We start from the raw sequence: 26,785 nt of genomic DNA on the forward strand, positions 1-26,785 counted from the left end.
AAGGCATGCCACATTACGATGTCGTCATCCTCGGTGCAGGTCCTGGCGGATACGTCGCTGCGGTTCGCAGCGCGCAGCTCGGTCTGTCCACCGCCATCATCGAAGAGAAGTACTGGGGCGGTGTCTGCCTCAACGTGGGCTGCATCCCCTCCAAGGCTCTTCTGAAGAACGCGGAGCTCGCGCACACGCTCAACCACAAGGCCGAGTTCTTCGGCATCTCGGGTGAGTTCACGATCGACTACGGCAAGGCGTTCGACCGCAGCCGTGTCGTCGCAGACGGCCGCGTCAAGGGCATCCACTTCCTCATGAAGAAGAACAAGGTGACCGAGTACGACGGTCGCGGCACCTTCACCGGCCCGAAGGCGATCTCGGTCGCCAAGGCCGACGGGTCGACCGAAGAGGTCACCTTCGACAACGCGATCATCGCGACCGGCTCGAAGGTGCGTCTCCTCCCGGGCGTCCAGCTCAGCGACAACGTCGTGACCTACGAGGAGCAGATCCTCAGCCGCGAGCTCCCGAAGTCGATCGTCATCGTCGGAGCCGGCGCCATCGGCATGGAATTCGCTTACGTGATGACCAACTACGGCGTCAAGGTCACCATCATCGAGTTCCTCGACCGCGCGCTCCCCAACGAGGATGCCGATGTGTCGAAGGAGATCGCGAAGCAGTACAAGAACTACGGCGTCGACATCCTCACCTCCACCAAGGTCGAGTCCGTCGTCGACAACGGCTCTTCCGTCACCGTGTCGTACACCGGCAAGGACGGGCAGCAGAGCTCGATCGAAGCCGACAAGGTGCTCATGTCGGTCGGCTTCGCCCCCAACATCGAGGGCTTCGGCCTCGAGGCCACCGGCGTGAAGCTCACCGAGCGCGGCGCGATCGACATCGACGACCACATGCGCACGAACGTCGAGGGCATCTACGCCATCGGCGACGTCACCGCCAAGCTGCAGCTCGCCCACGTGGCCGAGGCGCAGGGTGTGGTCGCGGCCGAGACCATCGGCGGCGCCGAGACCCAGACGCTCGGCGACTACCGCATGATGCCTCGTGCGACGTTCTGCTCGCCCCAGGTCGCCTCGTTCGGCCTCACCGAGCAGCAGGCGAAGGACGAGGGTCGCGAGATCAAGGTCGCGACCTTCCCGTTCATGGCCAACGGCAAGGCACACGGCCTCGGCGAGCCCGTCGGATTCGTCAAGCTGATCGCCGACGCCGAGCACCTCGAGCTCATCGGCGCCCACATGATCGGCCCGGACGTCTCCGAGCTCCTTCCCGAGCTGACTCTGGCCCAGAAGTGGGACCTCACGGCCCTCGAGCTGGCCCGCAACGTGCACACCCACCCGACGCTGTCGGAGGCGCTGCAGGAGGGCTTCCACGGCCTCGCAGGTCACATGATCAACTTCTGATCCGAGCATCAGATCGAAGGCCCGGCACGCTCACGCGTGTCGGGCCTTCGTGCGTCCACCGGCAGTCGTTCTCCACGCTGGTGAGAGCGGCGTCCGCATGAGAATCGGATGCTCAGGTCGATCCGCGGTCGCCCGGCGCCCTACGTGAGGGTGGAACTCTCCCCGCGCAGCTCCAGCCGCGAGGGCAGTCCGAAGCGCACAGTCCACCCGAACGGCACGAGAGAGGCGAGTTCTCTCCGCGTGTACGAGCGACGGATGCTGATGAGGCCGTCCTCGCGGATGAACGAACCGCGGAACAGCGTGCCGGAGAGGATCCACGTGGCGGCGTCGTACAGCACATAGGCGAGTCGGGTGCGGGCGATGTCCCGATGCACCACGACTCCGCCGGGGCCGACGAGCGCCGCAGAGTCGCGCAGCAGGCCGTCGAGCTCTGCCGCGGTGAGGTGATGCAGCACGTGATTCGAGAAGACCACGTCGTACTGCTCCCCCTCCGCCACCAGGTCTGAGGCGAAGGCACAGCGATACCGGATACCAGCCCCGTCATCGTGATCCGCCGCCCAGCGGATCGCCCGCTCGTCGGCGTCGAGGGCCGTGATCTCGGCGTCCAGTCCCGCCCGCCGCAACCGGGCCGCGATCATCCGGCAGACGTCTCCACCGCCGGCGCCGATGTCCAGGATGCGGATGGGACCGCGGCGGGCGCGCGGCCGGATCTCCTGGCGATAGAGCAGCCCCGGCCGGGAGACGAGCGCGTTCACGAGACGGAAGCGCCGGTAGGTGTGCTCCAGCATCCCGATGTCCGCGTCCGGATCGTCCATGAGCTCGCGCGCCTCGATGGCGCGCGTCGAGAGGTCGTGCCTCACGAGACGCCGGTGGTGACCGTCATCAGCGCGCTCTCGGCCGTCAGCCCCGGCCCGAAGGCCATCGCGGCGACCCGCGACCCCTCGATCGCGCCGTCGTCGAGGATCCGTTTGATGACGAAGAGCACCGTCGCGCTCGACATGTTGCCGTTCTCGCGCAGCGTCTCCCGTGCCGGGTGCAGCTGGGCGTCGCTCAGCTGCAGGCGCTCCTGGACGCGGTCGAGGATGCTGCGGCCGCCCGGATGGATCGCCCAGTGCTCCACCCGCTCCCCCACCCGTCCTTCGTCGAACGCGGCCGCGAGCTCGCCGTCCCGAGCGTACAGCGGACGGATGGCGCCGATGATGGTCTCGCCGATGATCTGAGGCACCTTCGTCGAGAGGATCATCTCGAAGCCGTGGTCCCCGATCGTCCAGGCCATGTCCTTCTCGCCTTCCGCGGCGATCGCGGTGTGGAAGCCGTCGAGACGGACCCCGGGCACCGGAGTCGGGAGGTCGCGCGCGGTGACGATGCCGGCGGCCGCTCCGTCCGCGAAGAGAGAGTTCGCCACGATGAGATCCGGATCCTCCGACGAGCGAAGGTGCACGGTGCACAGCTCGACGCTCACCACGAGCACCACCGCTGCGGGGTCGGCCGCGCAGAACTGACTCGCCGCACGGAGCGCCGGCATCGAGGCGTAGCAGCCCATGAACCCGAGGTGATAGCGCTGCACGCTGTCGGAGAGACCCAGCCCCCTCACGATCTCGTACTCGGGTCCTGGCGCATGGAAGCCCGTGCACGATGCGGTGATGACATGCGTGACGTCTGCGGCGACGATGTCCGGGTCTGCGTCCAGGGCGCTGCGCGCGACCTCGACGAAGAGACGGGACGCCTCGCGTATGTAGAGGTCGTTGCGCGCCCCGGTTCCTGGAGAGTGCAGAAGACCCGATTCACGATCGAAGAAGACCGGCTCGTGGGTGCTCGCTGTGGGCCTCGCCGTGGGCGCCAGCTCTTCGATGACGGTGTGGCGGGTGTCGATGCCCGATCCGTTGAAGGACGCTCCGATGATCCTCTGCGCGAGGCGCCCGACGTCGGGCTGCGAGGCGAAGATGTCGCGCACCTCGTGCTGCTCGATGACGGTGTCTGGAACGATCGTCCGCAGCGAGCGGAGTACGGCGGAGCGGGTCATGTCTGCCACTCAAGCATGGCCCCGCTCACGCACGGAAGGGGCTTGCGCCGTGAGTCAGAAACCCAGAGCACGGGCGAGCTTGGAGCCGGATGACGCGTCGCGACCCCCGGCGGCGAAGATCACCGTCTCGACGGCCTCGAACAGGACGGCTCGCCCCACCTCGTCGGCGGGAGCAGCGGGGCCGAGCTCGAACTCCCACTCGCGCCATTCACGCTGCACGTCGTGCCGGAGGTCGGTCGCGCGAACTCTGTCGTCGACGAATTCGGCGACCACTCCGGCGGTTCCAGTGAGCAGATATGCCGTTCGGGTGTTCTCGATCCGGGCGAGAGGCGTCAGCGGGGCCGACGTCCATCGCGAGAGCGTCTCGGTCACCGCATCCGGGATCCCGTCATCGTCGCCCAGGGGCCAGCCGATCTCGAGACGGCCGTCGCCCTCGCGCGGTCCCTTTATGTGCCAGCCGGCATCGGGGCCGCCCGTGCGGCGACGAAGAGCCACCCCTGAGCGTGAGAGCTCGCCGTCCGCGGTGTCGAAGTAGCGTGCGTCGAGCTCACGCACCTCACCGGAGGACACCGCATCGACGCCGGGAATGCCCACCCACTCCGGAAGGAGCGTGGTGTCATCGACGTCGTACTTGCGCTCGACCTCGACGACCCTGGAGGGTTCGAGGCCGGACCGCGGAGCGTTGTGGTGCTCAGTCATCCGACGGGCTGATGTCCTCGAGGGATTCGTCGTACCAGTAGTCGATCTCGGTGGGACCGTCGGTGTCGCCGGTGTTCTGCGCGTCACCGCGCCTGTTGTACACCACCTGGGTCTCGCTGTAGGGGACGATGAGCTTGTCGTCCGCATCGCCGAGAGGAATGATCTGCCCGTCCAGCGGGCCGCCGTGAAGCCGTGCAAGTGCCATGTGCTCACCCTATCGCCGACGCGTTGCACGGTGCTCACTCCATGAGGATGCCGAGGATCGCGCCGATGATCATCCACGGCCCGAAGGCGATGCGCGTGGAGCCGTCGGCCCTGCGGAGCATCATCAGCGACAGGGAGAACAGGGCGCCGAGGACGAAGGCGGATGCTGCTCCCACGGCGAGCGCCTGCCAGCTGTGCCAACCGAGGATCAGGCCGATGACGGCGGCGAGCTTGACGTCTCCTCCGCCCATCCCCTCGCGGCTGAGCGCACGGAGCGCCGCGTAGAAGCCGCCGAGGATCAGCATGCCGAGTGCGGCTCTGGTCATCGCCGCGCTCTCCCCCGAGGCGAGTGCGTCGGCGGCCCCGAGGACGACGAGCGCCGCCAGGGTGGGGAGCACGATCCGGTTCGGCAGCCGATGGGTGCGGATGTCGACGGCGACGAGCCTGCAGGCGATCACGAACAGCGTCAGATGAACGGTCACGACAGCCGCGGTGCGCAGATCCATGCCGGAAGGCTAGAAGAAGACGGATGCCGGCGAGGACTGCGTGTGGATAACCTCCCACCCCGATGTCCGAGGTTCGAACTATCGTCATCTACTCCAGTTGCTTTATTAGTACATATCTTCGAGGATGGATTCATGGGGATCGGGCTCGATGCGGTGACCGCGCTCTCTCCGGCTGGCGACTCCCGCGCCGGAGAGGTTCTTCGGCTGCGCCGGGAGATCAGCCGCATGCAGCGCAGACGCAGCGAGCACCCGCTGCTCCCCCTCGATCCCGCCTTCTCCTCTCTGCTCCCCGAAGAAGGACTGCAGACGGGGACGACCTACACCGTCTCCCCCTCGCCCAGCCTCATCCTCTCGCTCCTCGCTGCCGCGTCGAGCAAGGGCCACTGGTGCGCGGTGGTGGGCATGCCCACACTGGGCGTCGAAGCTGCAGCGGCGTTCGGCATCGAGCTGCCTCGACTGATCCTCGTCCCCGACCCCGGAGACCGCTGGCTCGCCGTGACCTCTGCGCTCGCCGAGGTGGTTCCGCTGATCGCCGTGCAGCCAGGAGGCAGGGCACGCGATGCCGATGTGTCACGGCTGAGCGCCCGGCTGCGAGACCGCGGGAGCACCCTGCTCATCACCGAGTCGACCGCGTCCGGCGCCTGGCCGCAGAGCGAGGGCTCCATCCGGCTGCATGACCAGCACTGGCTCGGCGTCGGCGAGGGGTGGGGGCTGATCGAGGGTTCCACGGCGACGGTGTCAGCGCGGACGCGGCACAGTCCGCTGGTGTCGAGCGTGCGCGTGCGTCTTCCCGGTGCCCACGGCGCGGTCGAGGAACTGCCCGCCGAGCACATCGCCGTCGAGACCATGGCCGAGATGACCGCGCTGCCCGGCCTGCGCGGTGCCGATGCCGCTCCACCCGAGTACCCGCGTCTGGCGGTGGCCGGATGACCGCCGCTCCGCTGCGGGTCCTCGTCCTGTGGCTTCCCGATTGGCCGTTGCGTGCCGTTCTGGGCGGCCCCCCGCCTCATCCGCCGACGGCTCTGGTGCATGCGAACACCGTCGTCGCGTGCACCGCTTCGGCGAGAGAGCACGGTGTGCGCGCGGGTCAACGCCGCCGAGTCGCTCAGGGGCATATCTCGTCGCTGCGCGTGCTGCCTCACGACGCCGCCCGCGACGAGAGAGCCTTCCTTCCGGTGCTGCAGCTCATCGAGAAGCATGCCCCCGGGGCCGCCCTGCTGCGCCCAGGACTCGCGGCCGTGCGGGCGCGGGGCATCTCCCGCTACCACGACGGCGAGGCTGAGGCGGGGCGGGCCCTCATCGACATCCTCACCGAGGCGGGCTTCCCCGAGGTGCGCGTGGGCATCGCCGACGGCCCCTTCACGGCAGAGCTCGCCGCCAGAGGAAGCGCACCGTGCACCGTCGTACCTGCAGGTCTGGCGAAGGACTTCCTCGCGCCGCTGCCCGTGGGGGTTCTGCGAGACGAACAGCTCAGTGGTCTGCTCATCCGGCTCGGCGTACGCACGCTCGGCGACTTCGCAGCCCTCGACGAGATCGAGGTGCGCGATCGCTTCGGCGAGCGCGGCTCCCGCCTGCACTCCCTCGCCGCCGGTGCCGATTCCCGCGCAGTGGTGGCACGACCGCCCGACCCCGAGCTCGCGCGCTCCGTCGAATTCGAACCGCCACTCGCGGGAGCCGATCAGGTGGCCTTCGCAGTGAGGCAGACGGCCGATGCGGTCATGCTCGCTCTCGGAGAAGCCTCGGTGGTGTGCACAGAGATCCGCATCGACCTGATCGACGACGACGGCAAGGTGTTCTCCCGCCCGTGGCTGCACCCGACCTGCTTCGATGCCGCTGACCTCGTCGACCGGGTGCGCTGGCAGCTCGAGGCGCTGGGGGCGGAGTCCGCGAAGGAGCCGATCGATGAGGCTCGGGCGTTCGGCGGCATCGCCCTGGTGCGGATCGTGCCCGTGGCGGTCGATGATGCCGCCCATCATCAGCCCGGACTCTTCGGCTCCGGCACGGATGAGCGTCTGCACCACGCCATCTCCCGCGTGCAGACGATGCTCGGTCACGAGGGCGTCGTCACCGCCGCCCTGTCCGGCGGGCGCTGGCTCGCCGATCGACAGGTGCTCACTCCGTGGGGCGAACGCGCCGTCGCTCCCAGAGACCCCGGCCGCCCCTGGCCGGGAAGCCTTCCCGATCCTCTTCCCGCCGAGGTGTTCCGACCGCCTCGCCCCATCGGAGTCCTCGCGCCTGACGGTGAGACCATCCTCGTCGACGACCGCGGGGCGCTCTCGGCGGTGCCCGCTCGCATCGACGGCGACGATGTCCAGGCCTGGGCGGGCCCATGGCCGATCCATGAACGTCGATGGGACGCCTCCGGAGGAAAGAAGGGGCACCGTCTGCAGATCATCGACGATCATGATCGGGCCTGGCTCGTCTTCTGCACCGGCGATCGCTGGTGGGCCGAGGGGCGGTACCGCTGATGGGCTGGCACAACCCTCCCCTGTCCTGGAACGAACTGGAGCGCACTCTCAGCGGCGAGGAATCGCCCTACCCGACCGGAGGCATGCCCCCCGGCAGCCGCCCGGATCCCGGCCCCGTCAGCACCAAGCGCACACGGAACCCTCCTACATTCGTGAGCCGGCCGGAGGATGCCGTTCCCTATGCCGAGCTGCACGCGCATTCGTCGTACTCCTTCCTCGACGGCGCCTCCTCGCCGGAGGACCTGCTCGCGGAGGCCGAGCGTCTGGGGCTCACCGCGCTGGCCCTCACCGACCACGACGGTTTCTACGGGGCGGCCCGCTTCGCCGAGGTCGCGGAGCTGATGGATGTGAGCGTCCAGACGGTATACGGAGCAGAGCTCTCGCTCGGTCTGGACGCACCGCAGCGGGGCACCCCCGATCCTGTCGGCGACCACCTCCTGGTGCTCGCCGACGGCCTGGAGGGCTATCACCGTCTCTCCGGCGCGATGACGGCCGCTCACCTGCGCGGCGGCGAGAAGGGGCGCCCCGTGTACGACCTCGATGAGCTGGCGGCAGCCGCCGACGGGCACTGGACGATCCTCACCGGGTGCCGAAAGGGCGGCGTCCGGCGTGGCCTCGAAGCCGGAGACGCGCAGACACCGCTGCGCCGCCTGGTCGATCTGTTCGGCCAGGATCGCGTCGCCGTCGAGCTCTTCGACCACGGCGACCCACAGGACACACGTCGCAACGACGCTCTCGCCGATCTCGCCAGACGGATGCGGCTGCCGGTGGTGGCGACGAACAACGTGCACTATGCCGCCCCCGAACGTGCATCGCTCGCCGAGGCAGTCGCCGCTGTGCGTGCCGTGCGCAGCATGGACGAGCTCGACGGCTGGCTTCCGACCCACGGAGGAGCACATCTGCGCAGCGGTGCGGAGATGGCGGCGCGCTTCCGGCGCCACCCCGGCGCGATCTCCTACGGGCTCGAACTCGCCGCAGCGTCGGCCTTCTCCCTCCGCCGGGCGCGACCGGCCCTCCCGCAGCAGAAGGTCGCCGACGGCCATACCCCCATGAGCTGGCTGCGCCACCTGGTGTGGGAGGCCGTGCCGACGAAGTACCCGAATCTGGATGACGACGGCCGCCGCAGGATCGGGCGCGAGCTCGACGTGATCGAGGAGAAGGACTTCCCCGGCTACTTCCTCATCGTGCACGGCATCGTCACGGAGGCACGTCGTCGCGGCATCCTGTGTCAGGGGCGTGGCTCTGCCGCGGCGAGCGCCGTCTGCTATCTGCTCGGCATCACCGCCGTCGACCCGATCCTCTACCGCCTGCCCTTCGAGCGGTTCCTCGCGACGACGCGTCAGGAAGAACCCGACATCGATGTGGACTTCGACTCCGATCGCCGGGAGGAGATCATCCAGTGGGTGTACCGCGAGTACGGAAGAGAGCGCGCGGCCCAGGTGGCGAACGTCATCCAGTACCGTCCGAAGAATGCCGTGCGCGATATGGCGAGGGCTCTCGGCTACTCCCCAGGGCAGCAGGATGCCTGGTCCAGGCAGGTCGACGGGTGGAGCACCGGACTCGAGGTGTCCGACGAGCACGACATCCCCGCGAAAGTCCTCGACTATGCGGGTGAGCTGCTGAAGGCTCCCCGGCACCTCGGCATCCACTCCGGCGGCATGGTGCTCACGGCACGCCCCGTCGGCGAGGTCGTCCCCGTCGAGCATGCGCGCATGGAGAACCGCACCGTGATCCAGTGGGACAAAGACGACGCGGCCTGGATGGGGCTGGTGAAGTTCGACCTCCTCGGGCTCGGCATGCTGGCGGCGCTTCAGCACTGCTTCGATCTCATCGACGACGCCACGGGCGAGCGGTGGACGCTCGAGACCCTTCCGAAAGAAGAACCGGCCGTCTACGACATGCTCTGCCGCGCTGATTCGATCGGGGTGTTCCAGGTCGAGTCCCGCGCTCAGATCGGCCTGCTTCCCCGCCTGCAGCCACGCGCCTTCTACGACCTCGCCATCCAGATCGCGCTCATCCGCCCCGGGCCCATCCAGGGTGGGGCGGTGCATCCCTTCGTCCGACGCAAGATGGCGAAGGATGCGCTCGACGAGGAGAACCGCGCCAGGGCGGCTCGTGGCGAAGAACCTGTGGTGCTCGACATCCCGTATCCGCATGATGACCTCAAGCCGATCCTCGAGCGGACGCTGGGCATCCCGATCTTCCAGGAGCAGCTGATCCAGATGGCGACGGCCATCGGCGACTGCACTGCCGACGAAGCCGATCTGCTCAGACGCGCCATGGGATCCAAGCGCGGGCTCGAGAAGATCGAGAAGGTGCGCGACAAGCTCTATGCGGGGATGACCAGACGCGGGCTCTCCGCCGAGCAGTCGGATCGCATCTACGCGCAGATCCAGGCGTTCTCGAACTTCGGATTCGCAGAGTCGCACTCGTTGTCCTTCGCACTTCTCGTCTATGCGAGCTCCTGGCTCAAACTGCACTATCCGGCGGCGTTCCTCGCCGGACTGCTCCGGTCGCAGCCGATGGGCTTCTACTCCGCCTCGACGCTCACCGCAGACGCTCGACGGCATGGCGTCGAGGTGCGTCGACCCGATCTGCACGCCTCCGGTGTCACCGAGACACTCGAACCCCTCGAGGGCGCACCGCTGCGGATGCCGACGGGGCTGGACGCCTGCGGCGATCCACTGCAGCCTCGGGTGCCGCGTTTCGACCGGTCCTCACCCGACGAGTCGGCGGCGCACCGCAGGGATGGCGCGTATGCGGTGCGCATGGGGCTCAGCGGTGTGCGCGGCATCGGCACACCGCTGGCGGAGAGAATCGTCGCAGAACGCGAGGCCGCCGGCCCGTTCCACGATCTGAACGATCTGGTGAGGCGCACCGATGCCACCGCAGCGCAGCTGGAATCCCTGGCGACCGCCGGCGCGTTCGAGTGCCTCGGGCTTCAGCGCAGAGAGGCGATCTGGATGTCGGGGGCAGCCGCTGAGGATCGTTCACGGTACCTTCCCGGCACGACGATCGCCGTGCAGCCACCGCTGTTCAGCGACCAGTCCAGCTATGAACGGCTCTCCGCAGATCTCTGGGCGACCGGCGTCTCGACCGACGACCACCCGATGGCGCACTTCCGCGGACTCCTGCGTGAGCGGGGCGTGCTCACCTCCGCCGACCTCCAGAGCCACGAGACGGGCAGGCGCATCGAAGTCGCCGGCCTCGTGACCCATCGTCAGCGCCCGGCGACGGCAGCGGGCGTCACGTTCCTCAACCTCGAAGACGAGAACGGCCTGGTCAACGTCATCTGCTCGACGGGGGTGTGGGGTCGTTATCACCGAGTGGCGCGGGACTCTCCTGCTCTGATCATCCGCGGCATTCTCGAGCGCTCAGCGGAGGGAGTGGTGAACGTCCTCGCGGACGCATTCGAAGACCTCCGCACCGGAGTGACGCATCGATCGCGGGACTTCCGCTGAGCGGTTCACCAGAAGCGTTCGGGCTCAGGCTCGGGCACGCGGTCGCCGCCACCCCAGCGGTCCGCTTCAGCCTTCGCCGCATCGACCGCCGCATCCGCGCCGTGCAGGGCGGCCCTGGCACTCGTCGCACCGGATCCGTCCCCCTCGGCATCGACGACGAGAGCCGTCTGCGACGAGTGCCCGCCGATCGTCACCGTGCAGTCCACGACACGACCCAGCCACCGGATGAGCTCGCCGCGGGGCTCGTCGATGCGGCGATATCGGATGCCGGTGTCGAGGTCTCTGACAGACAGGATCAGGGACTCCCCGGTCAGCTCATCGAGGCGCTCCGTCACCTCGACTCGGTGCCCGTGAGCGATGGCGAGGTGCGCGTTCAGTACGAGCTTTCTGTCCATGAACCCACTCTATGAGTGGACGTTCTCGCGGCAAGCCCCAGTCTTGGAAGAAACATTCGTAGATTTCTTTGTCCCCCAAATGGCGGACAGAGCGATTAAGCGATATTCTGCTGGAAGTAGCGGGGGCTACCGGCTGAACATCTGGGGATATCAGTCGAGAGAGCAGCGAAAGTCTTTCGCCGCCTCCCCTACCGTCCGGGACGGACGGTGAGCCCTCTCGAGTGATCCAAATGGGGTTGGATGACTCGAGAGGGCAACCATTCCAGCCTCATCTGCCGAGGCGAGCCCGAAGCGAGTCGACCAGCAGCCCGATTCCGAGCTCGAACGTGCGATCCGCCCGCGCAGCGCCCCGCTCCGCGCCCTCGAGCACGCGACCGAGTGTGCGAGTTCCTTCACCCGGCTCCCACACCTCGTCCGGCGAGGCCAGATCGAGACCGAAGCCGATAGCGAAGGCATCGATGATCGCGATCACAGTGAGCACCTCGTCGTCGGGGAAGCCTCCGTCGACGAGAACGGTCGCCAGGTCGTCGTATGCGGCGATGACCGTCGGATGCGTGATCGTCTTCCCGATCAGGAGCGGCACGAGCTGCGGGTGATCGGCATACATCTGGCGCTGGCGTCTCAGAAGATCGACCAGGAAGACGTCCCACTCGCGCTCCCCCGGCCCGACCCTGTACTCCTCGACCAGCCGGCCGCGCATCACCTCGATGATGCCCTCCATGCCGTCAACGTGGTTGTACAGAGACGACGGCCTGACGCCGAGCCGGCGGGCGATCGCGTTCACGCCGAACGGCTCGCCGGCCCTGGACAATTCGAGGCCGGCCGCACCGATGATCTCAGGCGACAGCAATGGACTCGAAGGCCTGGGCATCGCACGCTCACTCTCTGTTCCCGGAGCCGTTGAGAAAACCTCTTCCCTCCGGTACCCCTCCTGTGCATAATAGTGAACACCATTCGTTGACGAACACCATTCGTTTTTGAATTCGCGCCCCACCCGATGCGCATCGGCAGAACCTTCGCGCACATCGCCGTGCCTTCTCAGTGGGAGAACCATGACCGCCATCGACCTCAGTACCCGGGTTCCGCTCCGGCTACCCACCGCCACAGCCACCTTCGCGATCGGAATCGCGGGCTATCTCGGCGTCAACCTCTCGCCCTACATGATCACCGCCGCTCAGCAGGGTCTCGGAATCGATGTTCTCGCCGCCAGCTGGCTCGTCACCGCGACCCTGCTGCTCACCGCGGTCACCGGACTCGCGATCGCTCCGCTCTGCGCCGGCGGCCACCGGCGAGCCGTGGCCCGAAGCGGTCTCGCCATCGCGGTGATCGGCTTCGCCGTCGCAGCGCTGGTCCCGGCGCTCATCATTCCCGGGCTTCTGGTCGGCGGAGCCGGAGCCGGTGGTGCCGTCGCGGCCTCGGGCGCTGCGCTCGCCGCGTTCCGGAACCCCGACAGGGTCGCGGGGTTCAACGGTCTCGCGAACCGTGGCGTGATCACGATCGTGCTGGCGGTGATCCCCCTCGTCGGACTCGCACCGATCGATGTCTTCGGTGCGCTCGCGCTGTTCAACATCGTCGGACTGCTCGTCTCGGCGTGGTTGCCCGCGGCCCCCGTGGTCGATCCTCGGGCCGGAGCCGCCGTCGCCGAGGCGATGCCGATCGACGTGCCGCCGACAGGTACGGTGCGTCTCTCTCCTGCTCGCTCGCGAACAGTCACTATCGCCGGATTCAGCCTCCTCGTCGTGTTCGCGCTGTGGGCAGCGAGTGAGGATTCCCTCTGGGCCATGGCCGGCATCATGGGTGCGGAGCAGACGGGCTTGACGCCCGAGGGGCTGGGCCTCGCGCTCAGCGGTGCGACGGCGGGCGGCCTCATCGGGTCTGTGCTGCTCATGGTCGTCGGATCCCGGCTGGGGCGAGCCGTGCCCCTCGCGGTGTTGCTCGTGACCGGCGGCGTGCTGAAGATCGTCGAGGGATTCACCTCTGATCCGACCGCATTCATCGTCGTCTTCATCGCCTGGAACACCGTCTACGCGATCGCCTTCATGTACTTCGTGTCGACCTCGGCGGCGCTCGACGCCGATGGCCGCTGGTCCGGCCCCCTCCTCGCGGTCTACCTCGTCGGCTCGGCGCTCACTCCCGTGATCGGCGCGGCGCTCGTCGGCGCGCTCGGGTTCCAGGGGTTCGCCGTCGCTTTGGGCATCGCGAGCTTCGTGCTCGCCGTGCCTGCGAGCGCGATCGCTCTGCTCTCGACACGCCTCGAGCGTGCAGCCACCACCGAGGAGACGCTCTGATGCCCCGCACGCTCTATCGCAATGCCCGCTTCTTCACCGCTGACGACACCGCCTGGGCCGAAGCCGTCATCGTCGACGGCACGGAGTTCGCCTTCGTCGGTGCCGAGGCCGACGCGCCGCCGTCGGATGCGACCGTCGACCTCGGCGGCAGAGTCGTTCTTCCCGGCTTCACCGACGCACACACTCATCTGCTGATGATGGGCGAGGCGCTCGGCCAGATCGGACTGACCGACGCACACTCACTGGACGAGATCCAGCGCAGAGTGCGGCTGGGGCGAGCGATGTCCCCCGGCGAGGTGCGCGGACGCGGATGGCTCTTCGACGCGATCCCGGGCGGATCTCCGACCGCCGCGATGATCGACGCGGTCGTCGCCGACGTCCCCGTCTATCTCGATGCCAACGATTACCACTCCTGCTGGGTCAACTCCGCGGCACTCGAGGAGTTGGGGATCACCCGCGAGACACCCGACCCGATCGGCGGGCGGATCGAGAGGGATGCCGACGGCGAGCCGACCGGGATGCTCTACGAGACGGCCGCGCAGCAGCACGCGTGGGCGCACAGGGATGCCACGACCACCGACGAGCAGCGGGATGCGGCGGTGCAGCGCGTCGTGGAGGCCTATCTCGCGGCGGGTGTCACCGGCGCCGTCGACATGGCGTTCGACGGACTCGCCCTCGCGGCGCTCGAGCGGGCGGAGCGGCGCGGTGCGCTGCCCATGCGGATAGCCGCGCACTGGTTCGTCGCGAACACCGGTGACGACGCGCTGAACCTGGCCCAGGTCGCCGAGGCGGCGGAGCGTGCCAGCGCCGCCTCGAGCGCTGTTCGGGTGATCGGGATCAAGCTCGTGCTCGACGGCACGATCGATGCATGCACCGCCGCGATGCGTGCACCGTATGCGGACGGTACCAACGCGGCACCGATCTGGCCGGCAGAGCGCCTGTTCCCCATCGTCGCGGCTGCGGATGCCGCGGGGCTGCAGGTCGCGCTGCACGCGATCGGGGATGAAGCGAGCACACTCGCTCTGGATGCGATCGAATACGCGATCACCGTCAACGGCGATCGTCCGCGTCGTCATCGGATCGAGCACCTCGAGTATGCGGCGCCCGGCACCGCCGAGCGGATGGCGCGTCTGGGCGTCACGGCGTCGATGCAGCCGGTGCACGCTGATCCCGCGATCTTCGCCAACTGGGCGGCCCAGCTCGGCGATGATCGAGCGGAGCGGGCGTTCGCATGGCCGGAGTACGAGGATGCCGGTGCACTGCTCGCCTTCTCGACGGACGCGCCCACCGCGCCGCACGCGGCGCTCGCCAACATGTACGTGGCCACAACGCGGGCGTCTGCTCTGGATCCGGACGTCCCGGCGGTGCATCCGCAGTTCGCCCTTCCCCTCGGACGCGCGATAGCCCATGCGACGCGTGACGCAGCGGCGTCGATCGGCGACGGGGCGTGGCGTGGTCGCATCGCAGTGGGTCAGGCAGCGGACTTCGCCGTGCTCGACGTCGATCCCTTCTCGGAGGGCACCGGGACGCTGCTCACAGCCCGCGTCCTACGCACGGTGATCGCCGGGAACACCGCCTTCGAGGCGTGAGGCGGAGCTCACGGCATCCGCGCAGGATCCGCCCTCATCCGCAAGCTCCACCAACGTCCGCATCCACCCACGATCCTCTTGAGCGATATACCGGTTTGTTCTTATAATTCTGGTGAACTCTGGCGGGCAGAGGGCGCCCGCCGGCCAGGCGGTTCCCCCATCTCGCCCGGTCGCGGAGCGCTCCCCCTGTCAGACGATGCCGAAACGACTGATTGGAGTGTTGAGATGTCCGCGATGCCCGATCCGAGATTCGAGCTCCGCAGGGTCACGGAGACGGAGTGGCTGATCGTCGATCACCGGTACGAGCCGCACGACGCACGTCAGACCGTCGCCTGCATCTACCAGGTGGATGCCGTCGAGGTGGACGTGCTCTGGTTGCGCAATCTCCCCCTGGCGAGCTCGTACATGTCTGCCGAGGAGGTGCTGAGCGATCTTCAGCGGTTCCACAATCCGCCGAGCCGGTCGACGGCGCCGATCACGATCCCGCACCTTCCTCCGCTTGCGGCGACACCCGGTTGACACCCCCTGCGGAGCGGTACCCCGACGTCGCGCCCGCCGCGCCATAGGCTGGCATGATGCTCATCGCTCTGATCCGCCCCATCGAGACCAGCACTGCAGATGTGGTGGGAACGACGCTCGCCGAGGTGCTCGTCGAGCTGGAACAACATCGCAAGCCGGGCTTCGAGCTGGCCTCCGCGCCGGTGCGGATGCTGAAGGGCGTGGCCAAGATGGAGGCGACCGGCACATTCACACGCGTCGACGGCGTGCAGGAGATCGAGGCCGACGACATGGCATCGCTCGAGGCGAAGGTGCCGGAAGGATGGCGGATGCTGACGGTGCGCACCGCCTAGGTCGAGAGACCAGCCGACAGCGAGAAGACCCCCACCGGCTCAACGCCGAGTGGGGGTCTTCGCGCTCCAGGGCGTGGCCGATTCAGCCGCCGGACGGGTTCTCGAGAGGCGCACCGTCTTCGTCGGTGGTCTCGTCTTCGAGGATCTCGTCCGTGTCCTTGGACGTCGAATCATCGGGGGCACCACCCGAGGCGGTGTCGGCCTCTTCGTGGGCGTCGGCGGTTCCGTGCGTGTTCTGCAGATCGCTCATTGCATCTCCTCTGTCGATGAGCCGACGGTACGCCGCTCAGGCGGCGCCGGTGAGGGGGTTGACGCGAGTGCAGTGGCGGACCTACGCGCCGTTCCCCTGCGCGCGCAAGGAAGCACCGCCGCAGGAACGTCGGCGACACGCACAGCTAATCTGAATCGCGTGGCCGGGACGACGGCCCGCGAAGTCAAGGGTGAATGGATGAGAGCATCATGAGCAAGCGGACGATGGTGCTGCACAGTGCGCACCAGGACCAGTTCGACGTGCCGGACAGAGACCTCGTGTTCTACGACCAGCCCTACGACGCCGAGCAGCTGTCACGCATCACCGATGTGCACCTGTGGTCGCCCCTCGACGGGCCGATCGACCGTCTCCCGGAGATCATCTCGGCGATGACGAACCTGAGAGCCCTCAGCATCGGGCCGGGGAGGATGCTCCCCACCGTCGTCACCGGACTGCGGCAGGGGGATCTCCCAGAGAGTCTGGAAGAGCTCTCGGTGCACATCGGCGATCGGACCCTGGTGTGGCCGGAGGTGGTGGTGCCGAACCTGCAGACCCTCTACGTCGGCGAACCCTTCCGCTTCAAGAACGAGCACTTCCCCCAGCTCCGGGCCCTCTCCCTCTACCCGCAGAGGTCTCTGAACAATGTGCGCCAGGCACTCGAACTGCCGTTGGAAGAATTGAACCTCTTGAACGTGCCCGTTGACGAGGAGATCTTCCGCCTCGTCGAACCGGTCGGGCTTCGCCGTCTCGGACTGATTGGCGGACGGACGCTGACGAGCCTCACCGGGATCAGTGCGCTCCCCCAGTTGGAGTCGTTGCGGCTGAAGAACCTCACCGCTCTGGGGGACATCTCCGAGCTGTCTGCTCTCCAGCAGCTCGAGATCGTGAACATCCAGTACTGCAAGAAGATCACCGGCATCGCCGCCATCAACGACCTCCCGCGATTGCGCAGGCTCACCCTGGTCGGATGCGGGAACGTCGGCCTTGAGAAGATCGAGGCGAAGTTGACGGCCCTGGAATGGGTCAACACCGGCGCGACCACGTGACCGTCTGCCTATAGAGACTGCTCGGTAGCGTGGGGAACATGACGGAACTCATCCGCAGTGCCACCGGATGCTTGCGGGAATCCGGTTGGACATGTGAACCGCCGATGCCCGCGCAGAAGGATCTTCCTTCCGCGCTGCAGACGGCGCCCGAGACGGTGATCCGCTGGGTGTCCTCGTTCTCACTGCTGTCGAACTCGGACGAGACGGTGTGGTTCCTCTCCCGCCACGACTACTCGACCAGCGCCGAGGGAGCGTTCGCGTGGAACGAATGCGAACGGCTGAGCACCGAGGCCGCGGCAACAGATGAGGAGGCGTCCGCGGTCTCCCGTTTCTGGAAGCGTCACCTACCCATCCTGCTTTCCGTTCGCAGCGGATACGAGTACCTGGCAGTGCGAGACGATGGAGCTGTCGTCCACGGAACAGAGCCGGAGTTCGAAGAGGCTGCTGTCGTGTTCTCTCACTTCGAAGATCTACTGAGGCACATCAGCGTGCGGCCAGTCCAACTCGACCACGTCGTCGACAGATTGCTGTTCGATGCCACCGGCATCCCTGACACGACGCCGAGCCACTAGGGCGCGCTCTTCGCATCTTGCGGCAGACGGCGTTGCGCGAGCCGCCTGGACTCGAGTCGTGGATCGCAGGAGGCGCTCATCGGGCATCGGCCACTCACCGGCCTCAGGGGTTTCTGTCGGCAGGCTGTCTCACGGTTCTTGTCGGGTGAGCGTGCCGACAACTTCTCCGCCACCGTTGCGCAGTTCCAGAGAGCCGTCTTCTGCCTGCGCCGCGGCCTCGGCCGTGATCAGCCACACGCTGCCCTCCGGACATCCTTTCTCCGTCCCTCCGAGGAATTCCAGGCGTACTCCGTCGGCTGTGGATGCCCAGGCGCCTTCGACGGTGTTGCAGTTGTCGAACCCGACGAACGTGCCGTCCTCATCGAACTCTAGGAACTCAACTCCCTCGAGACTGCGCCAGGTTCCTTCGAGGTGTGAGATGGTCTCCGTCGGTGTCGGTTCAGGGTCGGGCCCAGAGGTGCAGCCAGCCAGAGTGAGTCCCGCGGCCGCGAGAACACTTGCCCCGACGAGAGCCGTCCAGTATCTGCGCATGATCGCCTCACGAATCTCGCCATTGAATGTGAGTTCAACCTATCCAGCCCCGACCTGGCCAGCAAGAGAGTCTTCAATCCGATCCTGTGCGTATGAAAAAAGCGCCGGAGTTCCGCGGATTCCTGCGGTTATCCGAGATTTTGTGGTGGGCTGACAGGATCTGGGACCCGCGCCAACCCAGCACGACGACCGGCCATGCCAGCCAGCCAGCCCTCACGTACGCACGGATCTGGGCGGCGATCCATGCGGCCCTGGCGAGTGGTCGACGTCCCCGCGAACGCCTCGGCGCCGCCGCGACTGAAGAGGTGTCCGAGGGTCGAGATCCATCGCGTGGGGGATGTGGGGGTTCACGTGTCGAAGTAGCGTCGATCGCATGACCGACCCCAAACGAGACTCCACGATGAAGCCCGGCCTCGGTATTGCGCTCGGCATGGCACTCGGATTGCCGGTGGGCGCTGCGATCGGATCGATCTTTTTCGACAGCACCGCTATCGGCGTAGCGGTCGGCCTCGCTGCGGGTGTCGCCGTCGGTGCCGGGTTCGAAGGCTCGCGGAAGGGCGACAAGCGCGAGTAGCTCACAGCTCAGCTCGGGTCCTTCCTGCCTAACCGCAGCCAGGGATGCGGTGAGGGCGTCCCACGTCCGCGTCGCTTCCTTGGCGTTCATGCGCGCCCGGTGGCCCTCGGCGTCGATCCCACGCTTTCGCCTCAATTGCCCGCGACGACATCTGTACTGCGAGGTCGACCGGGGTCTCCCCTCGGTACGTAGATACGGGAATCGGCGTGGATCCGAATCCGCGGTATCGAACGACTCGATCTCCGCCCGAACCCGGGCATGAAAAAAGCCCCGGAGTTCCGCGTATTTCTGCGGTTCTCCGGGGCTTTGTGGTCGGGCTGACAGCATTTGAACCTGCGACCCCTTGACCCCCAGGTATCCCGTTTAGGTCAATTCCTTGACTTCCCGGGTATCTCTGCGCCTCAAACGACGTCATTTCATGTCATGCCTTGCATGCATTCCATGGCTTTGGTCCCGGTTTGGTCCCGGCTCTCGACAACGGCGCGCACTGAGATAGACGGACTGAACGGACCGGCCTCTCGCCCGGTGAGCCTAATCCGAATCGCGTTCCGGAACGGCCGGCTCGCGTGCTTCAGCCGCCTCTGGATCGTGCAGTGCGTTCCAATAAGGCATGAAGACGAGCTTGAGCGTGAGCCACCAAAGGTAGACGCTGATACCTGAGGAGAACACCGTGTCGCCGATCAGTCCGTGTGCGACTTCGTTGCGAAGGTTAGGGCCGATCGGTCCGCACAGAAGTGCACGAAGTTCGAACGCAACATCCTCTCCGAAAATATCAACGACCCGCTCATTCTCCATGAGCGCGGAGAGGCCGATCTCGTTCTCGTTGCCGTCGGCACTGATAGCGCTCGTGCGCTCCCCGGCGTTCGCGAGATGCAGTCGCACGAGCGCTTCGATTGCGGGCACGAGGAGGTGCACCGCGGCTCCGAAGTCCCCGCTGTACCCGTAGTGGAGCCCACGCGCAAAGACCCCCTCATGTGTGCTCGGCACAATGGCACTGCCAGCAGCAAGGGCTTGGAAGTCGCCGATGTGAAGCCGGTGATCGGTGGATAGCTGTCTCCAAGCCCTCGGCAGCACGATGCCGCCCAGAAGATTGACCCGCAGCTGATAGTGCTGGATCATCCCTTCCCAGGTCGCCGCCTTCTCCCCATAGATCGTGGCGTCGTCACTCGCAGGCGAGCGGTACACGGTGCGTCCGTCGGAGCTGAGAGTCCGCCGCGCTGCTAAGAATGAGACGGGGGACTGCCGCTCGCGCTGCTCCGCGTCCGTCCGAGCCGTCGACAGACTTGCGAAGGGCTGTATATCGGCGAAACGCCGGATGGACTCCACTGGGTCATCGCTACGAATTGCGGCAAGCAACTCAGCGACATGGTCGCCGAGATCGCCAGCCTCTGTGGTGAACACTTTCATCTGACCGATCGCTGCAGCGCCGCTCTCCCGGATCCGGCGGGCGAGTTCGGTTGGCAGGTCGGCCACGCCAAGACGCTCGCGGGCTGTGCGAGGCAGCGTGCGGAGAATCTTGAGCGCGATCTCCAAGTGGATGGACGCGCGGAACGCCTCAGAAGCATTGGCCTCAGCAATCAGTCGCTGAACGATTGCGTACGTCGCCTCCTCCGCCCCCGCTGAATCGCCCGCACGGCCATACCACTCGGCCGCGACCTCCAGAGTGTGCTGAGCGGCGATTGACTCGATGCCTCCAGCATGTTCAGCAAGGCGTGCCGCGATCGTCGCCGCATGCTGGCGTCCAAGCCGATGGTCGCCGAGCAGCCGTGCCGCGCGAACCGCGAGGCCTCCGTCGGAGGATGTGGTCGCGGCTTCGACGAGTTGGCGTTCGATTTCGCCGAGCTGCGCCGACGCAACGCCGCGGAAGCGAACGCCGACAGCAAGTCCGCGGTCCCACTGCTCGGCGGCATGGGTCATCGCCTCGCTCGTCACCCCGTGGTCGGCCAGCGCCTGCAGCTGCGCAGCATGCCGAGTCGGGCGAAGCGCAGGGTCACCACCGATTGCAACGACGTCAAGGACGCGACTTCGAAGGATGAGACTGGGGATCAGCTCGGCGATCTCAGCTAGCACCGCGTAGTCCGCCTCCGCGAAGTCTGCAGGAATGGGACTCCGCCGGTCGCCGAACGTAGCGAAAGGACCGTAGGGGTTGGTCCAGTCATTTCCGTTCGGCGTGAACCAGGCGACTGCAGAAAGGAGACCTGCAACGTAACGGACATCGTCGTCGATATCGGCGTCATCTGCGATAGCCCGGAGAGGACTGCCCATAAGAAGCGTCCCAGTGTCATCTTCGGCGAGCGCAACCTGCAAGTCAGGGTGGCGCGCAGCATCCTGCCAGCGAGAGTCGTGGGCCGCGGTCATGAGTCTAGGTTATGCATGGCAGCTGACATCAGCGGGAGATCTTGCCTGGTCCGCCTGTCGTCTCGCCGAGACCGGCCTCGCCGAACACAACACCACGAGCCTCCTCGAGCCCGCCGCGTTATCGTCCGGACTCGAGGCACGAGAGATCACGGTGACCATTAGGGCCGCGAATCGGACTGCCGAGTTCACCGTTCATCCAGGTGATCCGGTAATGGCGGTGAGCGCGAGAGCGCAGGTTCTGGAATGAACACCGTAGCCACCGATCCGGGTGTTCCGAAACGCGGCGGGGACGATCCGAGCGCGACGCCTGGAGATGTCGAGGTATCGCGGTTCGTGATCGGCCTCGCGATCCCCGCAACCGCTCAGATTAGATGCACTACCAGTGCCGCTTTGCGTCGCTTCCTCATGCTCGCGAACCATATCGCCCCCGGTCCGCTTGCCACCGCGTGTCGTGTCGTGTCGCCTTAGTGCGGTCATGGCCGCTGGCTGATGCCGCTGAAAGATGCATCGTGGTCGGCTGCGACTCACGGCTCCGACGTGGTCTACTCACCGACAGCCACGATCGCTTCACCAGTCGACCCATCAAGACCGTTCAGACCGAAGCGGGTTCCGAGACGCTCTCGCGCCGGCTTGTAACCCAGGCTAAGTAGCCGATTCCATACTTCTTTCGCGAGTTCAGCGTCCTGTTCGCTCGCCTCCGTGGCGGCCTTTACGAGAAGGTTCAGGAAGGGCGGCAGGCTTGGTCGCCCCGCCAGGAGATGCAGTCCTACCTTGAGCAGGGCGGTGTTGTTATCCCGAGGGAAGTCGTCAAGGCCGTAGTAGTCGAACCCTCGCTCGTCGGATGCCACAGCGGGTCCGCGAGTGAACAGGTCTACGGCGCGGTCGAGATCAATGTTGGGGAGGATCAGCCAGTCGAGGAGCGCACGCTGTTCTGCACCGTGCAGCGGTGGTTGGTTGTCGAGTCTGTGTTGCCAGAGTTCGAAAAGCAGGTCTTGGAACGCTGGATCGTTGCCGTCAAGATGCCTGGCGACTGATCGAATCCAGCGCGCACGGGTGGTCACGGGTGCAGAAGCGATGAACGGGTCAGCCCAGGTGTGCTCGCCTGCCGGCGTGTAGAACGCGAACTGCGCCGCGTGGACCTTGATGAAAGCTTCTACGGAGCCGGGGAGCGAGCGGGCGATCTCCGGCCATCCGATCCGAAGCGCGTCTCGCGTGCGCGTCATCAGGGAGCGGGTGAAGTAGTTGGCTGCTAGAACTCCGGCCCAGAGGCTTCGCGAACGAGGTGAATCGTCGATTGAGGCCAGGAATGGTTGCAGATTGCGATCAGACCATTCCTCAGCCATATCGACAATATGTCCGGCGTACCGGGCCAGCATCATCGGACTGGGATCGGCGGACTCAATGTCCTGTGCCTCCAAGAGTTCCTCGAAGCCCGCCAGCAGCTCGGCGTCGACTACGGGGCGTTCCTCCTCCTGGGTCGCCCGCAGCGCGGTCTCGACGTATGCATACGCGAGCGCACCGCGGGCCGTGGAGTGTGCTTCAGATGGATCGGTTGGAGGCTCCTCCAATGCCTCGACGCTGACGTTTCGCCATATGCCCAGTAGGAGTCGGCATCGTTCTAGAGCGTTCTCGAGGGGCTTGTCGAGTTCGTTCGACGGTCGCGTGATTGAGAATACGACTCCATAGGCGATGTCGTTGATAGTTGATGCGAGTTGCGTGAGCCGCGCCAGGAGGGGCTCCGCCTGCCATGTGGATCCCGACCGCACAGCGCTTTGCAGCACCACAGTCCATGCCGCCGCCGACGACAGATTCTGAGCGAGGAATTCGTCCAGCAGGTCCAACTCGTGACCAGGCTCGTGGTCGAGATAATCGCGCAGCTCCCGCAGGATCGGTCCGTTGTCGTATGCATCGTCCAGCGCTGAATCGTTCGCGAGCACCGCAGCCACGTCGCCGACCAGTTTGCCGCGGAATAGTCCTTCGGCTTCGGAGGTGGACTCCTCGAACGCCCCAACGCTGACCCAGAAGTCGAGGTCAGGGTGCTCCCGTGGACCATAGTCGGGGTGTGCCGCCTCTGCCGCGCTCAACACTTCGTGCACCGGATCCTCATCCGCCTGATCTGCACTGAGCCACGCCAGTACGTTGTATCGCTCGTAGTCCCGAATGTCGTTTCCGCTGTCGCGTGCATCGGTTTGCTCGATGTGCGCCAACAGCTCCACCTTGGCGTCCAGCGTCGCGTGCCGGTACATCGACTTCAGCAGTCGGAATACCTCGGGTTTGTATCGAATATCGAAGATGAGGCCGCGTTCAATGAGAAGGCTCAACATCGTGTCCGCGTCCCCGCTGTGTGCTTCGGCGAGAGCATCGATTGCGAGACGACGGATCAACTCGGATGAACTCTTCAGGAGCTGGAGCGCTCTGTCGGTGCCCTCGCGCCGCACGAACTCACGGAGAAGGTCGCGAGCGATATCCACGACAAGCACGTAGGGGTCATCGCGACCGTACTCCTCGACCCCGTCCACTTTCTGGCGACGAGTAGACAGCGAGTGGCGACGTTCACGCCCGCTGAAAAGGGCGTCTGTCGACTCAGCTCCTCGTATCAGGTCGAGTACCACCGAGAGCAGATGGTCAGGATCCGTGAGGCTTGGCAGCAATGTTGGCCACGCGTCGCGGATCGACGATTGCCGCCACGTGAGAACCATGTCGGTGTCGAGCGCGTCCTGTTCACCAAGCCAGCCTCTGTGAGGACGGAACTGCAGCCGCGGGATCAGCATGTGATGTAGCAAGACTTCTGCGGCCGGAGGATCCTTCTCGGCTACCTGATGGAGCAGCCCGGACAAACGCTCATCGTCGCGAGATGACTGATCGGCAGCGAGCAGCAGGAGCCACTTTCTGTGCTGCTCGATGGGCTGATAGCCCTCATAGAGTTGCAACCAAACGTGGAACCAAAGCGCTTTTGCTAATCGCCCGCCATGTCGAGCCGCTGCCATGAGTAGCGCAGCTCCGTGGTCCGCCAGGAACGAGCCAACCGCCCATTGCGCCCACCCGTAGTTCTGGTCGGAATCGGGTGCAGAGGCGTCGAAGAGTTCGTCGAGCACGCTGAGTCCGTCCAGTCGCGGGATCCAGGCTGCTGCGTCCGCGTCGTTTCTAAAGTGCCGTGCGTGCTCCGTGTCGCCCATCAACCAGAGAAGCTCATGTTCTGGCACGTCAGGGTTATCTGGCCCAGCTGAAAGTAGCGATTGAACGCGGTCGAATCGTTCAGCAGGAGTGGCGGTGAGGCGCTTCCGCCAGTTCTCGATGAAGAGTTTAAGGGAAGCATGCCGGGCATCTTGCGGAGAGGGATATGCGATGGGGGTGGCACCAAGTCGATCCCATCTAGCCGCCATCGTGTCCGCTTGTTCGGTCTCCATGAACGCAAATCGAGTCTTTCCGTCCGCTGGTAAAGCCCGTGCGAGGTAGCGCATCACGGTGTCGTCGGCGCTGTAGCCGACGAAGAGCGTGACGTATCGCTCGAACATGCGCGTGAGGAACTGCGTAGCCCAGCCCTCTGTGATGTATGCCTGCCCGAAATCGGCGTCCGTTACGACCATCCGTTGACCGCTTGAAGGGTCGATCGTTCCGTGCAGGTGAACTATGCCACTGAAGTCGTTCCCTAGGGGCAAGGCTGGAGCCGTGTGTACGGGGAGGGATACGCCGAGCTCTTGAGCACCGTGCTCGAAGAGCAGATCGAAGTTGGTTGTGACGATCCTCGGAGTTCGGGCATGGCTCTGGGAGATCTGAATGAGGTCCGTATGGTACGAGTTCGGTTGTGTCGTACCCCTGAGGCGGGCGCTCACGCGCGCATGCACATCGTGTTGGAGCTCGTTGAGTTCCCCCATGACGGCATCGAACTGAACAGGGGCATCAGGGTCTTCGGGGAGCAGGTCCGAGCGGCCGAGCTCGCGGGCCACCGCCTCGACCAAGCCTTGAAACCCAGGCAAAGAGGACGGAGGAGCTGCGGAGATTCCCGCACCGCAGAACAGCACAAGCGTGTCTGTCTCAAGCGCACGTTCAAGCTCGGCAGGCACCGCGATCCCGTCGGACTGCCACTCTGTCGTCACACATCTCCCTAAGGTCGCTCGTCTGATCATCTCACCGGGTGTGAATGAAGTGCAGCAGTATCTTCCGTTCCCTGATCCGAAGGACTCGATCTGTCGATCCGAGACGAGCCAGCGTCGAGTTCATGGACACGCCACTCGGCGATATCTACCGCGTCCGCCTGCGCTCGCTCGAGTGGGCTTCGGGCCTGGTCCGCGACCTCCGACGCACGACCGGACCGACTCCGATGCGGTCTCTGTGGCGGTCAACTGGGCGCTCGATGCGGTCTACGACCTATTCGAGACGAATCGGCTGGCCGCAGGCTCGCACGACAAGCCGCTGGCACAAGATGATCTGCTAGCTCAAGAGTCCGGCGAAAAGGTCGGCGGGCTTCTCTTCATCCGCGGAGAGAAGACCCATCGTGCGAAGCGTGTCGACGATTCGAGCCCGTTTCGAGGTCTGCCATACGACTTCGCGGACCTCACTCACTGGGTCTGGGCAGATCTCACAACTACCGCGCCCGCTTTCAAGCGACGCGCTGAGTGGTACAAGGGTCACGTCTGCGGTCGACCGCTGTGGGTACCGCTAGACCAAGCGTGGTACTGGTTCGTCAACAACAGCCCAATCGAGATCATCGGCCAAGACGCGCTCGACGTCCCCGGCTGGGTACAAGGCATTGCGCCGATGTTCGCACGAGCTCGCTCAGCTCGCTAAGCAGCATCCGTCGCAAGCACCAACACTTCCAGACAGTGTTCGAGATTGGTGACACCCGGACGCCCCAGATACCGGGCGCTGGTGTCAGAGACCCTTCGAAACTCGCGCGAGACCGCCCCCGATGATTTCAAGGCTGGTTTACCTGAATGACCGGGCTGCGATGCGGTTCAGCGGCTTGACCCAGTATTGCTGACTGCCCGATGCCAACTCGATGAGCGCCGCTGCCCCGAGCCCGCTGTAGCAGCGCGACCAAAGACAATTGTGGCGGCGGAAGGAACTTGGCAAGGGCCGCCCTTTTCGCGCAGCCGGCCGCGACAGCACCGTCAGTGGCGCTGATGCGCCCGTGGTCCGTCCCCGCTCTGCCCCCGAACCATCGATCGGCCTGACGTACGCGCGCGACGATCTATGGCTGAGTGAGCGAGCCGTCGTCAAATTGGTCTTCATCTCTTACGACTAAAGAACACAGCAGCTGAGTGCCACGGATGCCAAGAATCCGCGCCCCCTTCCGAACCGTCATTCGGAAGGGGCGCACCAGTTCCTGACAATGCGTTTCTCGAGTCGTTGTCCCACCTTGTTGCCATACTGTGCATTGGAGGTCACATGTCAACCACGCTATCCCCACTCGTATCGCTGGCGACATCGATGCACGCTCAACCCGGCGTGTACGCTGTCCTCCTCGGCTCGGGGGTTTCGACAGCTGCCGGCATCCCAACCGGCTGGGGTGTCGTTCGCGAGTTGGTGCGGCGGATTGCTGCCGCGGATGGCGGAGACTCATCAGC

Annotated in this window: 23 protein-coding genes; 12 read left to right on the plus strand and 11 right to left on the minus strand. The window is 65.9% G+C overall.

Annotated features, from left to right (window positions below; genetic code table 11):
- The first annotated feature begins 5 nt into the window (after positions 1–5).
- Positions 6–1,403, plus strand: coding sequence for a dihydrolipoyl dehydrogenase (gene lpdA, locus ACZ0AA_RS06440; protein ID WP_463512440.1), 1,398 nt, complete (start codon positions 6–8; stop codon positions 1,401–1,403).
- A 140-nt stretch (positions 1,404–1,543) separates the two neighbouring features.
- Here the strand turns inward: lpdA and ACZ0AA_RS06445 are convergent, their stop codons facing one another.
- Genes ACZ0AA_RS06445 through ACZ0AA_RS06465 form a run of 5 tightly spaced genes read right to left on the minus strand, consistent with a single transcriptional unit; the run spans position 1,544 to position 4,835 of the window.
- Entirely contained in the window at positions 1,544–2,263 is a 720-nt protein-coding gene (locus tag ACZ0AA_RS06445) for a methyltransferase domain-containing protein (protein WP_463512441.1), read from the minus strand.
- Positions 2,260–3,426, minus strand: a complete 1,167-nt coding sequence (locus ACZ0AA_RS06450; protein WP_400859663.1) for a type III polyketide synthase — start codon at positions 3,424–3,426, stop codon at positions 2,260–2,262. The genes ACZ0AA_RS06445 and ACZ0AA_RS06450 overlap by 4 nt, the downstream gene beginning before the upstream one ends.
- Positions 3,427–3,480: 54 nt before the next feature.
- Complete coding sequence (locus tag ACZ0AA_RS06455) at positions 3,481–4,125, minus strand: CYTH domain-containing protein (protein ID WP_463512442.1); 645 nt, start codon at positions 4,123–4,125, stop codon at positions 3,481–3,483.
- A complete protein-coding gene (locus tag ACZ0AA_RS06460) occupies positions 4,118–4,330 on the minus strand; it encodes a hypothetical protein (RefSeq protein WP_042538484.1) in 213 nt (70 codons plus the stop codon). The genes ACZ0AA_RS06455 and ACZ0AA_RS06460 overlap by 8 nt, the downstream gene beginning before the upstream one ends.
- Before the next feature lie 34 nt (positions 4,331–4,364).
- Entirely contained in the window at positions 4,365–4,835 is a 471-nt protein-coding gene (locus ACZ0AA_RS06465) for a prepilin peptidase (RefSeq protein ID WP_463512443.1), read from the minus strand.
- 132 nt (positions 4,836–4,967) lie between these two features.
- On the opposite strand from ACZ0AA_RS06465, the gene ACZ0AA_RS06470 reads away from it, so the two are divergent.
- Genes ACZ0AA_RS06470 through ACZ0AA_RS06480 form a run of 3 tightly spaced genes read left to right on the plus strand, consistent with a single transcriptional unit; the run spans position 4,968 to position 10,764 of the window.
- Positions 4,968–5,765, plus strand: a complete 798-nt coding sequence (locus ACZ0AA_RS06470; protein WP_463512444.1) for a hypothetical protein — start codon at positions 4,968–4,970, stop codon at positions 5,763–5,765.
- Positions 5,762–7,303 carry a DNA polymerase Y family protein gene (locus tag ACZ0AA_RS06475; protein ID WP_463512445.1) on the plus strand — a complete coding sequence of 514 codons (1,542 nt, stop codon included), beginning with the start codon at positions 5,762–5,764 and terminating at the stop codon, positions 7,301–7,303. Before ACZ0AA_RS06470 ends, ACZ0AA_RS06475 begins: the two co-directional genes overlap by 4 nt.
- Positions 7,303–10,764 (plus strand): error-prone DNA polymerase, encoded by a 3,462-nt coding sequence (locus ACZ0AA_RS06480; RefSeq protein ID WP_463512446.1) that lies wholly within the window; start codon positions 7,303–7,305, stop codon positions 10,762–10,764. The genes ACZ0AA_RS06475 and ACZ0AA_RS06480 overlap by 1 nt, the downstream gene beginning before the upstream one ends.
- 5 nt (positions 10,765–10,769) lie before the next feature.
- On the opposite strand, the gene ACZ0AA_RS06485 is transcribed toward ACZ0AA_RS06480, so the two are convergent.
- The gene (locus ACZ0AA_RS06485) at positions 10,770–11,159 is read right to left on the minus strand and encodes a hypothetical protein (protein ID WP_463512447.1); all 390 of its coding nucleotides are present in this window, start codon (positions 11,157–11,159) and stop codon (positions 10,770–10,772) included.
- 268 nt (positions 11,160–11,427) lie between these two features.
- Positions 11,428–12,030 carry a TetR/AcrR family transcriptional regulator C-terminal domain-containing protein gene (locus ACZ0AA_RS06490; RefSeq protein ID WP_400859650.1) on the minus strand — a complete coding sequence of 201 codons (603 nt, stop codon included), beginning with the start codon at positions 12,028–12,030 and terminating at the stop codon, positions 11,428–11,430.
- A gap of 181 nt (positions 12,031–12,211) precedes the next feature.
- Here ACZ0AA_RS06490 and ACZ0AA_RS06495 point away from each other — a divergent pair, with 181 nt between their 5' ends.
- From ACZ0AA_RS06495 to ACZ0AA_RS06510, 4 genes are all read left to right on the plus strand, one after another.
- A complete protein-coding gene (locus ACZ0AA_RS06495) occupies positions 12,212–13,447 on the plus strand; it encodes an MFS transporter (protein ID WP_463512448.1) in 1,236 nt (411 codons plus the stop codon).
- Entirely contained in the window at positions 13,447–15,036 is a 1,590-nt protein-coding gene (locus tag ACZ0AA_RS06500) for an amidohydrolase (RefSeq protein WP_400859647.1), read from the plus strand. Before ACZ0AA_RS06495 ends, ACZ0AA_RS06500 begins: the two co-directional genes overlap by 1 nt.
- Before the next feature lie 234 nt (positions 15,037–15,270).
- Positions 15,271–15,555 (plus strand): hypothetical protein, encoded by a 285-nt coding sequence (locus ACZ0AA_RS06505; protein ID WP_400859646.1) that lies wholly within the window; start codon positions 15,271–15,273, stop codon positions 15,553–15,555.
- Between the two features lie 56 nt (positions 15,556–15,611).
- Positions 15,612–15,887 carry a hypothetical protein gene (locus tag ACZ0AA_RS06510; RefSeq protein WP_463512449.1) on the plus strand — a complete coding sequence of 92 codons (276 nt, stop codon included), beginning with the start codon at positions 15,612–15,614 and terminating at the stop codon, positions 15,885–15,887.
- Between the two features lie 82 nt (positions 15,888–15,969).
- Here the strand turns inward: ACZ0AA_RS06510 and ACZ0AA_RS06515 are convergent, their stop codons facing one another.
- Positions 15,970–16,137 (minus strand): hypothetical protein, encoded by a 168-nt coding sequence (locus tag ACZ0AA_RS06515; protein ID WP_400859643.1) that lies wholly within the window; start codon positions 16,135–16,137, stop codon positions 15,970–15,972.
- A 209-nt stretch (positions 16,138–16,346) separates the two neighbouring features.
- Between ACZ0AA_RS06515 and ACZ0AA_RS06520 the strand changes: the two genes are divergently transcribed.
- Positions 16,347–17,183: a leucine-rich repeat domain-containing protein gene (locus ACZ0AA_RS06520; RefSeq protein WP_400859642.1), complete on the plus strand. Its 837-nt coding sequence runs from the start codon at positions 16,347–16,349 to the stop codon at positions 17,181–17,183.
- Between the two features lie 38 nt (positions 17,184–17,221).
- Complete coding sequence (locus tag ACZ0AA_RS06525) at positions 17,222–17,755, plus strand: hypothetical protein (protein ID WP_463512450.1); 534 nt, start codon at positions 17,222–17,224, stop codon at positions 17,753–17,755.
- 129 nt (positions 17,756–17,884) lie between these two features.
- Here the strand turns inward: ACZ0AA_RS06525 and ACZ0AA_RS06530 are convergent, their stop codons facing one another.
- Complete coding sequence (locus tag ACZ0AA_RS06530) at positions 17,885–18,286, minus strand: META domain-containing protein (RefSeq protein WP_463512451.1); 402 nt, start codon at positions 18,284–18,286, stop codon at positions 17,885–17,887.
- Between the two features lie 373 nt (positions 18,287–18,659).
- On the opposite strand from ACZ0AA_RS06530, the gene ACZ0AA_RS06535 reads away from it, so the two are divergent.
- Positions 18,660–18,860: a hypothetical protein gene (locus ACZ0AA_RS06535; protein ID WP_463512452.1), complete on the plus strand. Its 201-nt coding sequence runs from the start codon at positions 18,660–18,662 to the stop codon at positions 18,858–18,860.
- A gap of 531 nt (positions 18,861–19,391) precedes the next feature.
- Here the strand turns inward: ACZ0AA_RS06535 and ACZ0AA_RS06540 are convergent.
- The gene (locus ACZ0AA_RS06540; protein ID WP_463512453.1) at positions 19,392–21,218 is read right to left on the minus strand and encodes a DUF4209 domain-containing protein; all 1,827 of its coding nucleotides are present in this window, start codon (positions 21,216–21,218) and stop codon (positions 19,392–19,394) included.
- A gap of 542 nt (positions 21,219–21,760) precedes the next feature.
- Entirely contained in the window at positions 21,761–25,315 is a 3,555-nt protein-coding gene (locus ACZ0AA_RS06545; RefSeq protein WP_463512454.1) for an SIR2 family protein, read from the minus strand.
- Positions 25,316–25,550: 235 nt separating this feature from the next.
- Here ACZ0AA_RS06545 and ACZ0AA_RS06550 point away from each other — a divergent pair, with 235 nt between their 5' ends.
- Positions 25,551–26,006, plus strand: a complete 456-nt coding sequence (locus ACZ0AA_RS06550) for a hypothetical protein (RefSeq protein ID WP_463512455.1) — start codon at positions 25,551–25,553, stop codon at positions 26,004–26,006.
- Positions 26,007–26,785: the final 779 nt, after the last annotated feature.

This window comes from Microbacterium sp. AC035 (assembly GCF_979258485.1).